Genomic DNA, 15,392 nt, shown 5'->3' on the forward strand with positions numbered 1-15,392 from the left:
TATTTTTGTTTGAACCTATACATTAACCTTATAAACCAAAGACCATGAAAACTTCTGCCAAACCAAGCCACATAGGCCGCAAAATCTCTAAAATTCGTGAACTCCGAGGCATGAAACAGGAAGCCCTGGCTATGGCTATCGGCGTTAGCCAGCAGACAATAAGCAATATTGAGAACAGCGAGGAAGTAGAGGAGGAAGTATTTTAGAAACATTTGCCGCCGCACCAAGATTAAAGAGCACCAAACCTCTACATGGTCTTGCGTATTATGGTTTACATTTAGTCGTTCCGCAGTCCTCTCGAAACCCTAAAAAGCTAGTTTTTGGGGAGGAATACCTGTAAATACTGAGAAGTTTGGTTTTTGGAGGGTTTTGGTTACCTCAAAGTCAGGAGACTTTGCGGAGCTGATTGATGCGATGAAAGCGGCAAAAAATGTTGTCCTGGAGCCACTGGCAAGCGGGTGGGATGCGCGGCTTTTTTACATAATGTTGTTATAGTTCATGATTTGGTTTCTATAGATGCAGGGAGTTTCTTTATGAACTATAACGCCACATTATGTAACTAAGCTTGGGAGGAAAAATTTGCTCACGGCGTATTTATTTGTCTTTAAAGGAGCTCGCCGATGTCGTGGGCAGGTCCGGCGCAAGGTACTGTCTTAAAAAGCAAATATTTTTTAATGACTTTTTAATTATTTTTGTATTTGAATAAAGAAGGCTTCAGGCAATTCTTTGCTTGGAAGTTTATCTAGTGTAGTCCTGGTTTTATCGGGACTACTTTTTTTATTATTTTGACTCAATGTTTACCTAAGAAACAAACATAGAGGAAGGATTAAGCTCATCATTAACGGAAATTTTATTTTGTTGTAATTGAAAAGACTCATTTTTTTTCCAAAGCGTATAGATATAAATTAATAGTTTTTTTTGAACGGCAACATAACCTTTCATTTTGATAGCTGTCTTTTGATGCACTCTATTAAATAGATCAATAAATGGCTTTTGATTATAAGTTATAACGCTAAAAGCCGGCATGTGTAATATCCGTCTAATATGACTATTCCCTTTTTTAGATATTTTGCTTTTTCCAACATGTTTTCCAGATTGATTTTCTACTATGTCATATCCAGTAAAGCTAACAAGTTGTTTGATGTTTTTAAACAATTCAAATCCATTAGTTTCCCCCAAAACAGTAGCAACCGATAACATTCCAATACCTTTGATTTTACAAATATTTTCAACTTTTTGTAAAACCTCACTATTACTGTTAATGTGTTTTTGTATAGTAATTAAATTTTCTTTTAGTTGTTTGTCTATTAAATTAATAAGCTTGTTTTGATGTTTAATAACTTCTTTAACTTCAAAGGCACCATTTTCAAGAGCGTGTAGTTGATTTCTAAAAATTGTTTTCGATGCTTGAAGTTGTTCGTGATGCCTAGTTAGCTGTCTCAGTTTATAAAAATAATCCCCCATAGGCTGCCACAGATCAAGCTTTTGTTCTGCAGTCATTCTAGCCAATCCTTTGGCATCAATTTTATCATTTTTTGATTTTAATCCCAAAGCCTGCATATATTTTTTTGCCTTGTTTGGAAGTATAACAGATATTGAAAAAGCTTTTTTGTAAAGGAAAAATGCTAATTTTTCATAATAAATACCTGTTGCTTCCATTGCTAACACTAATGATAGTTTTAGCTTTTGTTGTTTTTGTAGCCATATTTCAAATTCTTTGAATCCTTTAAGATTATTAGAAAATTGACGACTTGCTTTAATTTTAACCTGTTGATTGATTGCTATTTCACAAAAACAAACGTCAAATTTGTCTTTAGATAGATCAATACCTACCACATACTTAATAAGTTGTTCTGCCATTGCTAGTGGGATTAAAGTGAAACATAACTATTAAAAATGAAAACTACTTCAACCGTTTTTACTCATATTTTATACAAGATTGCCTAGTATTCTAAACATCTTTAAGTACTGTTCAAACTCTGGAAGAAGAACTAAAGCTGGATATTCCTTGCGCACAATATCGTTAAAACGTATTTAGTCACGAAATCGAGAGCCAGCTATAGTTTTCATTTTATCTTTTTACAAAGATATTTTTATTATCTGTTAGCAAAGATATGAGTCACGCAGTGTACGTGTTTTTTCTAAAAACTGTGACGGTAATTTTTACGTAAGCAAGGAGACGGTTGAATAAGAATTGTTTTCATGACTTTGGTACTCAGTTGGTTATTTTTTAAATTCTTTAGCTTACTTTTTTTGAGTTTGAATATGCATTTTGGGAATAATTAACGTCAAATAGTTTACAAAATATTTTTTTCTTACAAATTTTTATATACATTCGTATTAAATAAAACCAAAATACCACTTCCGGGTTTTATTTACCCGTATCTGAGATACCACATCAGAAAAATATTTGGTCAGGTCCAATTGCTGACTTTAATAATCGTCCAAACGGGTTATTACATTTAAATTTTTATACAGATTTTTTCTGTAATAGATTGTGTTTAACGAAATATTCGATAGGCTTTGCTATGCTGTTATTTGCATTGGCGGTTTATGGACAATGTAATATTATACCCTGATTTATGAAAAAACAAATTTTGCAACAAGTTGGTGTTATTGGGATGCTTATTCTGTGTACTAATTCACTTAAAGCCCAAGATATACTTTGGGAAAAAAGTTATGGAGGAAAGCATGCAGATTATTTATTTGATGTTGTTCCAACTCCGGATTATGGTTTTCTGCTTGCGGGAAGTTCATTGTCTAAAAAGACAGGAAATAAGACTGAAGATAACCGGGGTGATTTGGATTACTGGGTTTGGAAGATGGATGAGAAAGGTGATTTAGATTGGCAAAGAAGTTTTGGAGGTAAGGGTCAGGATGTTCTTCGTAGTGTACTTTTAACCAACGATGGTGGGTTTCTTTTGGCTGGATCATCTCAATCTAGTGAAGGTCTAGATAAGAAAGGAAAAGCAAATGGAGGCAATGATTTCTGGATTATAAAGTTGAATGCTGCAGGAGTTGAAGAATGGCAGAGAACTATTGGTGGCTCGGGTCAAGATGAACTAAGTACTGCTTTAAAAACACTTGACGGAGGTTTTATACTAGCAGGCTCCTCAAGTTCTGGCCTTTCAGGAGATAAGAAGGCTAAAAATTTTGGAGGTCTTGATTACTGGGTTGTTAAAATTGATGGTAAAGGGACTATTGTATGGCAAAATACTTTCGGTGGAATTTATAATGATGAGTTACGTAGTGTTGCTTTGACCGAAGATGGAGGCTACATTCTTGGAGGAAGTTCCAACTCTCCTGAGAGTGGGAATAAAACAGAGAGAGGATTAGGACAAGGTGATTACTGGATAGTTAAACTGGATGATAAAGGAAAGTTAGAATGGCAAAAAGGGATTGGCGGTACTAGTGATGATCAGCTATCTGTTGTATGTCAAACAAGTGAAGGGAATTATATTCTAGGAGGAAGTTCTAGTTCTGAAAGTAGCGAAAGTAAAAGTAAAGGTAATGAAAGCGGCATTGATTTTTGGGTCGTATCTATTGACAAGAAACTTGAAATATTATGGCAAGAAACTTATAATATATCTAAAGTGGATGTGTTGACATCGTTAGTAGAAAATGATGATATGACTATTTTATTAGGTGGTTATGGACAAGGAGAACCTTTCAAAAAGAAAGAATTAAGAGGAAAAAGGCAAGAAGATGTTGGCGTGGTGAAGAAAGGGACTGGAGATTATGTGGCTATAAAGATAAGTGAAAAAGGAGAGGAATTATGGCGTAAGGAAGTTGGGAGTGATGGACAAGATGTTTTGGTAAAGGTTATTGAAGTTAGGGATGGAGGTTATCTAATGGCGGGAACAAGCAAAACGATACAAACTGTTGATGGAAGAGTAAAAGCAACAGGAAATAAAAGTAGCGGAAAAGGAAGTAACGACTTTTGGGTAGTAAAACTTAAAGACAAACAAAAAATTAAACCGCCAGCCAAACCTGTTGAGGCTATTCCTAATCCCGCGATGGATTACACTAATATAATTGTTGGGTATGAGTATACAAAAGGAACGGCAACACTAGTTGATATATCCGGACATGTTTTACAACAATTTAAAATTACTGACCGAACCATACCGATAGATTTAACTGGTCTGCCTGAAGGCATTTATATAGTGAATATTTCAACCGATATTCAGAATAGTGGAGTTAAAGTTATTAAACAAAGAACCAGAAATTAGAAAAACCTGCACTTATGAAAAAAATAGTTTTAATTTTTATTATTAACATTTATATGGTCTCAGCTCAGACTATATCAACTTTTGCACCCAAAATAACTAATATACCCTCATCGCCAGAAGCTGCGTTGTTTCAAAGGTTTGGAGATATTCCGGTTGGGTACTATACAGGAACAGCAAATATTTCTATACCAATATATACAATTAAGGAAGGTGGCTTAGAGATACCTATTGAACTAAGATATAATTCTTCGGGAATACGGGTATCAGATGAAGCGACTTGGGTTGGGCTAGGTTGGGATTTGACTCCGGGAGGTGCTATTGTGCAGGAAGTAAAAGGGCAAAGGGATGACGAAGATCCTTTTTATTATCCAACCCAGCCAGAGGGATATGAATATTTAAAAAGTAAAATCTTAGCGAATGGCCCAGCTGGATTATACAAACTAATGTGGCGTTTTTGTGGTGCTCAAGCTGATGAATTACCATTTTATCAGGCTTTTCAAGAGGTGCCATACTCCACTGCTGATTACGCCTTAAGGAATAGCATTGAAGCAGGAGGAAGTCAGCCTGATATTTACAATTTTAGCTTTGCAGGATATTCAGGTCAATTCTATATAAATTTTGAAACCAAACAGATTGAACAGATTGATAAAAAAGAGGAAATCTTTTTTGAACACATTGGCGATTCTTTTACAGCAACAACTCAAGACGGCAATATTTTTCATTTTAATGTTGTAGAAAATGCATACAACTACAATTCATCAGTTGATGTAGGTAACAAAGCAGGAAGGACATTTAGATTAGGATCAATCAATTTCTTTAACGGGCAGCGTGTAGATTTTTCTTATACAACTGTTTCCGTAAGTAGTAGATCATATAGTGAGAGCAGGTATATTGTTCAAAATTGCTCGAACGAAAATGCAAATTTAGGTTTAAAGGAAACTCTAATTCAGAGTACGTCTAAAGTTCTAACACAAATCTCAACTAAAGATGCAGTCATAGATTTTGTACTAGAAGACAGGGAAGATCTAATTGGCATAAGTATTCCCGGAGCAGTTAGCCCCAAAAGGTTGCAAAAAATTGATATTTATTCTAAATTTAATTCTCCTGCTACCAATAAAAAGATTCGATCCTTTGCATTTAATTATAGCTATTTTCCATATAATCAATCTTTAGGTGTCCCGGGCACTGTTAGTCAGCCAATTGCTGACATAGCATCACTTGGAAAAAGACTAAAACTAGATTCCTTAAAAGAAATTGGATATGACGCAGGTACCGAGGTTTTAACAAAACCTGCGTATAAGTTTGAATATGATTTGAATGTTAGCATGCCCTTAAAAACCTCTTGTTCCAAAGATTTTTGGGGTTATTTTAATGGAGAGAATAACACATCATTATTGCCAAATCTTGAATATTTTGATTTTGAGCATGATATAGACTATATGCAAAATTATTTTTATACCCAAAATGGTGAGGTACATATGATTTACCACCATCTACCATTTCAATACAATAATTATGTGTCCGGAAATCGATATGTGAATCCTTCGACCGTAGGCACCTATATGTTAAATAAAATAGTATATCCAACAGGTGGGTCTACAAAATTTACCTATGAGTCCAATACCTTTGAAAATCAGTTTGTACCCACAAAAGTACAGGAAAGCATTGCCAAGAAACAATTTGCCTTGGACAACCATGGGCAAGGGAACCAACAAGTAAACTATCAAAAAAAATTTGTATTGAGCAAGACCACGACCGTTACTTTTCATAATAGTATGAATGATGGTTATTCTCCACAAACTATTAATAATCCTAACGCTCCTGTATATCCATTAAACGCTTTTAGTGGTTCTAAAATTATCTTTTCAAAAGTTAAAGTATTACCTTCAGGGCAAAGTCAAACTACTATAATAAAAGAGTGGCAGGCTAATGATCTAGGCGTATTAACTGCACAATTCGAAACAGATCACTACCACAATTGGGATGAGAGTTTTAGAATTGACTATGATCCTGACATAAGTGTTTATTATGCTGTTGATGTAATAAATACCCTTAGTTATTCAAATGATACTTACCACATTGCTGCCATTAAAGCTAATTTTCGCTTTTATGATGATACTGGTATAAATACTTCCATAAGTTATGGAGCTGGTGTTAGGATAAAGGCAATCAAAAACTTTTCTGAGAAAGGTGTTTTAATCAGCGATAAAGTTGTTAACTATTCAAATGGAAAATTATTAAATCGTTTCAGGCCAATGACTTCAAAGGACTCATTTTGTGCTAGTGCGCCTCCATTTTTTACTAATGGACAGCCTGTTCAGAATGTAAGTATGACCAATCCTATTTTTATTTCTTCAGATGGATTAATTCAAAATAGCGGTAAAACTCTAGGTTATGGAACGGTTGAAGAAAAAGAACTGGGCAATGCTTCAGGAAACAATGGTAAAAAAGTCTTTAACTTTAGGAATTTTGAGAACTTAAATTACAGAGATGCACCGACTATTGTTGAACCTTTGAATGGACTACCGCTTTATGATGATATTTATGATGCTGCGGGTAATTTAAAATATAAAAAAATCTATAACTATCTGGATTTATATGTAAATCGTCAAAATAAATATTTTTATGGTACAATAAACATACATCTTTTATCTGGTTTTGCTTCTTATTGCACTGCGGATGGTGGTGCAATTAGGGATTACATGCTGATTACTTATCCCATAATTTCGACTTGGTATAAACTAGAGTCAATTACTACAAGGAATTACTTTGGAAATGATTTTGTATCAGAAACTGAAAATTATACCTATAATACTTTTGGGAATATTAAGAATATTACCAAGTTGAATAGTAATAACGAAGAACTGATTACTCAATATTTTTATCCGACAGATACCCCCGTTATGGTTAATCAATCGTTAATAAACAATCATATGACAGGAGTAGTACTTACAACAAAGCAATTTAATGGGACATCGTTGCTTTCAACTACAAGAACTGATTATGATGTTTTTGGTAATTTGTTAATGCCAAAATCAATTTATGCTTCCAAAGGTAATGCCCCAGAAGAGAGAAAGATATCCTTTGATTCTTATGATAGTAAAGGGAATGTTCTGCAGTATACTATGGAAAACGGAGCTCCAATTGCCTTTAAGTGGGATAGCATGCAATCAATTATTCTTGCCAAAGCTGAAAACAGTACCTATCAGCTGGCAAATTCAGTCGGTTTTCTTCAAGGAAATCTTCCTAATGCTATGGTTACTTTATATGAAACGGAGAAACTTATTGGTGTAACTAAGATTACAAATCCAAATGGTGCTTTTGTTTTTTATGAATATGATGCTTTTGGTCAATTAAAGACAGTAAAAGATAGAGATCAAAAGATTTTATCTGAGCATGAGTACCACTATTTACCTCAAAATTAAATATCATGAAAAGAAAATTTTATTTTTTTGCATTATTATTTATTGCAACAACTATTTTAGGTAAAATTAATTTGTATGGAGCAACAGCCCCACCAATCTACCCTAATGTCTCGTTTACATTAACTGCTTCAAACCTAACAGCAACAGGTAGTGGTAATATTTATGGTTCAGCTACAATATACAATAATGTTTTAACTGTTGCTTTTGGAGGAGGATGGTCAAACGGCGTGCAGTTAAAAACATCTTCACCAATCTTGAATTTTGGAATTAGCCCTACACTACCAAATATGGAAATTGGCACAATTTTGTTTTCAAACGGGATACCTAGTTCTACTGGATATTTTATAAAGATTCAAAATAATAATTTAGTTATTTATTCCAACGGAACACCAATATCGTTAACCAGTTGTTATATTAGTATTAGCATAAATCTGAATTGTGTAGATTCTAATGGACAAATTTTGGATCAAACTACTGTATGGTATCTTGATGATGACCTTGATGGATTTGGAGATCCTGCAAGTGGTGTTGTACAATGTTATCAACCTGATGGAAATTATGTTTTAGACAATTCAGACTTGTGCCCTGCTGTTTATGGATCCCTTACAGATTGTAACCAAGTTACGAACACATCTTCATCTAACTATAATTATATTAGGGCTAAAACTTACAGAGTGTCCACAGCTGCTTCTATAAGTAATCCGACAATTCTTGATGCGTACCAACAAGTAGTCTATTATGATGGATTGGGGAGGCCCATGGAAAAGATTGATAATGCACAATCTGCCAATGGAAAAGATATGATTACTTATATAGAATATGATGAATTTGGAAGGCAGTCTAAGGAGTACCTACCTTTTGTGTCTTCACAAGACAATATGTCTTTTTTAGAGGGGACTACACTTATCCCAAGTCTTGTTGCCCAATACCAGACCCAATATGGCGATACTAATCCTTATAGTGAAAAGCAGTTCGAAGCTTCGCCTCTAAATCATTTACTTAAGCAGGCAGCACCGGGAAATGACTGGGCATTGGGACAAGGACACGAAGTGAGACTAGACTATAAAACCAATATTGCTAATGAAGTAAAACAATTTAAAGTAATAGCTGACTGGTCGATTAGTAATCGTATATATGAGACTACATTCGTTAATGGTTCAGGAAGTGTTTTTTATCCTGAAAATATGCTGTATAAGACAGTCACTAAAGATGAGAATTGGGTAAGTGGCAAAAACAATACTATTGAAGAGTTTAAAAATAAAAGTAATCAGGTTGTTTTAAAGCGAACATATTCAGATTATAAAGACATTAATGGAGTTATTCTTGATACAGAAGTAGCACATGATACTTATTATGTTTATGATATTTACGGCAATCTGACTTATGTATTGCCACCAAAGGCAGATGGAGTAATAACGCAGACTGTTCTGGATGAACTTTGTTATCAGTATAAATATGATGCAAGGAACCGTTTAGCTGAAAAAAAACTACCAGGAAAAACATGGGAGTATTTAGTTTATGATAAGCTAGACAGAGTTGTGATGACAGGTCCTACAAATCCACCATTTAGTGACAGGACTGATAATGGCTGGATAATTACCAAGTATGATCTTTTCAACAGAGCTGTTATCACGGGTTGGATTTCATCAGGCTCAACAATTAGTAGTTTGGTAAGAAACGACAAACAATTAGAAAGAGATAACCAGACTTCCAATTTTAATGAGAGTAGGATAGCACCTGGAGCAACAACAGTTGCGGATAATATAGGAAATATAGCCCATAGCTATACCTATGTAAGTAAACCAGTTTCAGGATATCATTTATTGTCTGTAGTTTATTATGATGACTATAGTTATACAGGAGCACCGGGAGTGCCCACTACGGTTGAAAATGATGTGGTTTTTTATAATAACAGTACTAATAAGCCTAAAGGCTTGGTAACAGGAAAGTGGCTCAGAGCAACAAAAACTACAGGTTCTTACAGGAATACACTTAGTTATGATTTTTACGACAACAAATCTCGTGCGATACGGAGTGTGTTAAGAAACCATGAAAACAGTCCTGGAGGATATACCCAAACTGACAGTAAACTGGATTTTGAAGGAAAGCCATCCTACACAGTGACCTTGCACAAAAGAATCAATAGTGAAACTGGTGTTACTATTAGAGATTATTATACTTATACTAATCAAGGAAAGATTCTTGCTCATACGCAAAAGATAAACAATGGAGTAATTCAGTTGATAGCGAAGAATACTTATGATGTTTGGGGGCAATTAATTAGTAAGAATGTTGGTGGTACAGATGTAATTAATTATAATGGATTGCAGAAAGTAGATTACAAATATAATATTAGGGGATGGTTGAAAGGCATTAATGATGATGTTCCTGATCCTATTACCCATTATTTGAATCTCGATACAGCTGAGAATGACCTGTTTGCCTTTAGGATAAATTATAATGAAGTTGAAAATCATGGCACTTATGCAGGCAATGAATTATTTAATGGAAATATATCGGAAACTCATTGGATAACAGCAAATGGTAACGGACTTAAAAAGTATGGTTACTTTTATGATAATCTGAACAGGCTTAAAAATGCGGTATTCCTGCAACCTGGCAGTACATTACCGGAGCCTGATTTTTATAATGAAAGTGTAGAGTATGATAAGAATGGTAACATTTTAAAACTGCATCGGAATGGAGATAATAGTATATCATTGCCTGCTTTTCAGATTGATGACCTGACTTACAACTATGCTAACGGTAATAGTTCGAATCTTCTTAAAAGTGTGCAAGATGGCTTTAATGGTAATCCTGCCAGTGGTTTTGTAGATAGTGCTAATACTGTAGATGAGTATGGCTACGATATTTTTGGGAATATGACCCGAGACGATAATAAGGGCATTACAGATATAGACTATAATCAATTGAGTTTACCTACTAAAATAACATTTGGAACATTAGGGACAATAGAATATCTTTATGATGCTGAAGGGAAAAAAATGGAAAAAATTGTTACTCAGAACGGAGCGCCTAATATTGTAACAACAACAAAGTATTTATCAGGATTTCAATATGTCAACGATGTATTACAGTTTTTTCCTCATGCCGAAGGATATGTGACGAAAACATCCAGTAAGTATAATTATGTATTTAATTTTATTGATCACCTAGGTAACATAAGGTTGAGTTATGCTGATTTGGATAAGGATGGGGTTGCAGAACCATCTGAAGAAATTATAGATTGTAGTGGTGGAGGTGGTAATTGTATTACCTATTATACAAGTTCAATCATGAAAGAAAATAATTATTATCCGTTTGGATTGGAGCACAATGGATACAATGGGGATAGTAGTCAGGCAGTTGATTTTAAATTTAAATACAATGGGAAAGAATATCAAGATGAATTGGCACTTAACCTTTACGACTATACAGCAAGGAATTATGATCCAGCAATTGGGAGATGGATGAATATTGATGCATTGGCGGAAAAATTTTATCCGGTTTCTCCTTATATTTATGCAATCAATAATCCAGTTTATTTTATCGATCCAGATGGAAATAGAATAATGATAGGAAATAAGGCCTATTCTTATCAAGAAGATAGAGATTATAGTCAATATGCTGAAGGATTTGAGAGGGATGTTTATGTTGCATTAGATTATCTTTATAGTTCTGGCGCAATGAATATAACTTTTGGTGAAGGGGATACAGCAACAACTGTAAACGTTTTAGACGCTCTAATTAATGACACAAAACATGATGTTGAGATAATTGAAGGACCTAGCGATCCTAATAAAAGTCCATTTGAATTTTTGAGGAATAAAGATGAAAGTAAAAATGATCGCATTTTATTCAGAGGTGATAGAGCAGGTTTTTTTGTCATGGATGTGAAATTGCCCTATGTCCCTGAAAATTTAGGATGGGTTTCACCTATAGGCAGTTTTGCTCATGAGTTAATGCATGAATACACATGGAGATTTGATAATAAAAATTCAAAAACCAGATGGGCAGATATCAAAACTCAAGGTAAAATATTGCATGAGGGATTTGATTTGAGCTTTGATAATGGAGAAGAAGCTTATATTACTACTATGACAAATCAAGTATTAAGTAAAATAGGAGATGATAAAAGGTCAAACTATGGAATATATTATAAGACTGTTGCAAGTCCAGCTATAAACACAACAATTAGAGAATGAAAAAGTTAGTAATCTTCCTTATGATAATTTCAGTTTTATCTTCCTGTGCTGATAGAATTATTGTGAATCAATACAATAACTTCAAATACGGTGGTAATAGTATTGATACCTCTCTTGCCAAGTTTAAAATAAAAGATTTTAATAAAGTTGAAAGACTAATCGGCATTGAATATAAAAATGAATTTATTCGAATTAAGGAGCTAGTTAAATTAAAAGGAGTTGATGAACCGATAGATAATTCGATTTACAATTTTGCCTTCGTTTATAAAAATGATACAATTTATACTAATGCTCTTAAATCAAAAGATTCTAGTGAATATAATCACTTGTTAAAATGCTGGAAGTTTAATAATAAGGTTATTTTATTTCAATCGGATGTATTTACCAGAGAAATATTAGATTAAATAGATAGTTGGAATTTTGCATCATTAACCGCTATGGTAAATTAATAATCATTTTTAAAGGCTTAGATTTTGGATGGGATGGTACTTTAAATGGTAAACTGTTATTTGCGGATGATTATTGGTTTGTTGTAAAAAGACAAGACGGTAAAGAATTTAAAGGTCATTTTTCTTTGTTGAGGTAGAAATTTTTATAATGCAATACTGTTTGAAGTGACTTTACAATGCTAATCATTTTTTAAGAGTGTTGAGGACTGGCAATAGAAAAAATGTAAAAACAATCAACTAAGATAAGAACAGATTAATTTTACAAGTGTAGATAATAAATAGAAAGAAATAATTAAATTTAATTGGTAATCGTTTCCTAATAATATTTGTAAGTCTGTTTATTGTATCCTATTGGTTTTTATTAAAGTATTGTTCGCATTTAAATAGATAGATAAACTTATTTTTTATTTAATTTATCAAAAATGCGAAGACAGTATTGATTTTCTTCATCTAAAGCCAGGCCAGCGTTCACTATTTCCATCGCTTTATCTTCATTGCTATTATTGAGGAAAAGCCATGCTAGTCTTGAGTAATCTGTAGGTGAACCTTCTTTTATTCTTCTTAACATAATCTCAGAAACTTTATCTAAAAGAATTTTTTTATATTCTGCAACTCTTGCTTCTGGATGAGTATAAAAGTGATTATTTATCCTGTTGGCTGCATCACTGATTAATTGAAAATCAATTCCTGGCAACAAAGCTAGTTCCGAAAGAGCGTGACTTTCACCTTCCCAATCTTGAGTAATATCGCAAACATCCGCAAGCCGTTGCCAAAGTAGAGCTTTACCTTTATTTGTTCTTTCTTGTTTAAGATTTTCCCTTATGTAATATTTTACAGATTCGTAATCACCATATTCTTCGAAAATACTAATTATATGTGAATATGAGTTAGGATATTTAGTTGCAATATATTCTAAAACAGGCAGTTCTTTCTTAAATTCGTCAAGAGAACTAATTCGATTAGCAACCGCTCTAAACTTTCTCTCAACTTTTGAAGACACACCAATACTTACGCTTGTTTGATTTGAAGCACCAAATTCCATTAATAATTCACGATCTTCCAATATCTTAAGCTTTTCAGGATATACTTCGAGTTCTCCTTTTCCGAATACTGAAGCTGCTAATGGAACATTAATTAATGTTTCCGAATCTTCATTTATAATATCGATAAAAGAACTCATTCTTAACTCTTCAATTGCATTTTGAACATCCATTTTTTCATTTTCAGGTCTCCAAAGAACTGCCTCGACGGCAATAGTTGGTACAATAGAATTCCAGCTTGATAATGTTAAAAATACGCGCTTGGCTGCTGGTGATAAAGTATTAAACGTTCTCTTAAAAAGAGCAGTTAATATTTTTTCTTGCTCTGCAACAATCCTTTGAATTTTCTCAATCTTACCAGATTTTGCAACTTCACCTAGTAAAATTTTTATAATATAAGGATGCCCATCTGATTCAGAAATCAATTCATCAATATATTTATTAGTCAGTATTTGTGATATTCGTAGTTTGGAACCTACTAAATTAATTAACGACTTGCATTCTTCCTCAGTCATACCATTAACTTCAATAGGATAGTCTGCTTTAAAACTGCGGCTTATTCTTGATGTTATAATAACCTTATTTGGATTTCGAATATATGTATTTATCCACTCAAAGACTTCAACAGGATTTGTTACCGTTTCAAAATTATCAAAAACGTATAAAGCAGTCCCTATATCATTTGATGTAAGTTGGTGTGAGAAAAAATCGAGCTTGTCTTTAATTTCAATACCCGGATAAACCAAATTACAATATTCATTAGAAATATCTTTTTGATTTAAAACCTTAGTTTGTACTTGCTTAGGGCCATCCATTAGCAAGTCTATATCTCTTGCACTAAACCAAATTATTAAATTAAATCTTTGCGTTAACGCAACTTGTTTAAGTACATTTAGTGCTAAAGTTGTTTTGCCAATCCCGCCTTTGCCTAGTAAAGTAATAATAGGGAATCGCTCGGTCTCATTTATGGTATTAAGAAATTCTTTCTCTAAATCTTTTCTGCTAATATATTCTTCTGTAGATACGGGAAGATTAGTAAAACATTCCCCAAGCACCTCTAAGGAACTAATTCCTTCAGTGTGGCTTGGAGGCAATTGGGTAATTGGATTTAAAAAGTTTTTTGCACAAGATGCTAATCTTTGATCAGTAATATAAGAGATACTCTCAAAAACTTCACTTTTAAGATTACCGTTTGTTACAAACACATCAGTTAACTCGGAATTCGAAGTTAGTAGATTAATTTTCCTTAACTCGTGATCTAATAGACAATATATTCCATCATCAAGAGAATGAGTCTTTTCAAGTTTCAAATAATCTAAATCATCCGTCTTATTTGCTAAAAATGAGAGTCTATATTTACCAGATAAATTACGATGTAAATGAACCCATGGTCTATTAAAAGCGGAAAAATTATTAAAAATTAATCCTATTGATTTTTCCAAGAGAGGACAAGCTAAACTACATGGTTCAATTCTAATTGCACCATGCCCTTTAGTTTTGTTTCTCAAATATGCAAATAGATTGAACCAATTTCTTAATGGACTTTTACTTGCTAATGTAGTGGTTGGGATATTAAAAATTTGTAATACTTCATACAGTTGTTGTTGTGCATCATATTGCCAATCACCTGCTTTAGCTCTATACGTTAATTCTTTAAGTTCTAAATCTCGTATAGAAATACTAAGAAGTTGGGCAGGTGGACCTGTTAGAATTTCATCGATTGATTTTGAAAAATCACCTATTGAATTTGCACGGACAAGATTATATTCCTGACGATAACGAGAACGTTCTTTATCATCATTTATAGACGCTACTAGGAATAAATTAATAGTTTTAGTCAAAAACTCACCATATAGAAGTAGGTCATAAAAATAAGCAATGTCTGAATCGTTTTTGGCAGATTCTAGTCTTTGATGTAGTAAGTCAAAAGGGATAAATTGCATGTTAGGTTAATTATAAGTTCAACACAGAAATATTTAAAAGTAATGATTTGACAACTAAAAAAGAAGACCGTAAAACGGTCTTTATTGATTTGTTTATT

7 protein-coding genes and 1 pseudogene are annotated in these 15,392 nt (G+C 33.3%); 6 read left to right on the forward strand and 2 right to left on the reverse strand.

Annotated features, from left to right (window positions below):
* Positions 1–44: 44 nt before the first annotated feature.
* Positions 45–197, forward strand: a pseudogene (locus tag B3C16_RS12870) (helix-turn-helix transcriptional regulator); the annotation flags it as partial.
* A gap of 604 nt (positions 198–801) precedes the next feature.
* Here the strand turns inward: B3C16_RS12870 and B3C16_RS12875 are convergent.
* Complete coding sequence (locus tag B3C16_RS12875) at positions 802–1,860, reverse strand: IS110 family transposase (protein ID WP_291132366.1); 1,059 nt, start codon at positions 1,858–1,860, stop codon at positions 802–804.
* A 722-nt stretch (positions 1,861–2,582) separates the two neighbouring features.
* Between B3C16_RS12875 and B3C16_RS12880 the strand changes: the two genes are divergently transcribed.
* The 5 genes from B3C16_RS12880 to B3C16_RS12900 are packed head-to-tail and all read left to right on the forward strand — an operon-like array spanning position 2,583 to position 12,448.
* Positions 2,583–4,232, forward strand: coding sequence for a T9SS type A sorting domain-containing protein (locus B3C16_RS12880; RefSeq protein ID WP_291132369.1), 1,650 nt, complete (start codon positions 2,583–2,585; stop codon positions 4,230–4,232).
* A 14-nt stretch (positions 4,233–4,246) separates the two neighbouring features.
* Positions 4,247–7,657: a hypothetical protein gene (locus tag B3C16_RS12885; RefSeq protein ID WP_291132372.1), complete on the forward strand. Its 3,411-nt coding sequence runs from the start codon at positions 4,247–4,249 to the stop codon at positions 7,655–7,657.
* A gap of 5 nt (positions 7,658–7,662) precedes the next feature.
* On the forward strand, positions 7,663–11,862 hold the full coding sequence (locus tag B3C16_RS12890) for a DUF6443 domain-containing protein (protein ID WP_291132375.1): 4,200 nt from the start codon (positions 7,663–7,665) through the stop codon (positions 11,860–11,862).
* Positions 11,859–12,266 (forward strand): hypothetical protein, encoded by a 408-nt coding sequence (locus B3C16_RS12895; protein ID WP_291132378.1) that lies wholly within the window; start codon positions 11,859–11,861, stop codon positions 12,264–12,266. Before B3C16_RS12890 ends, B3C16_RS12895 begins: the two co-directional genes overlap by 4 nt.
* Before the next feature lie 8 nt (positions 12,267–12,274).
* Positions 12,275–12,448, forward strand: coding sequence for a T9SS type B sorting domain-containing protein (locus tag B3C16_RS12900; protein ID WP_291132381.1), 174 nt, complete (start codon positions 12,275–12,277; stop codon positions 12,446–12,448).
* Positions 12,449–12,708: 260 nt separating this feature from the next.
* Here the strand turns inward: B3C16_RS12900 and B3C16_RS12905 are convergent, their stop codons facing one another.
* Positions 12,709–15,294 (reverse strand): NB-ARC domain-containing protein, encoded by a 2,586-nt coding sequence (locus B3C16_RS12905; protein ID WP_291132384.1) that lies wholly within the window; start codon positions 15,292–15,294, stop codon positions 12,709–12,711.
* Between the last annotated feature and the right edge of the window lie 98 nt (positions 15,295–15,392).

It is taken from the genome of Flavobacterium sp. UBA7682 (assembly GCF_002482945.1).
Classification (GTDB): Bacteria; Bacteroidota; Bacteroidia; order Flavobacteriales; family Flavobacteriaceae; genus Flavobacterium.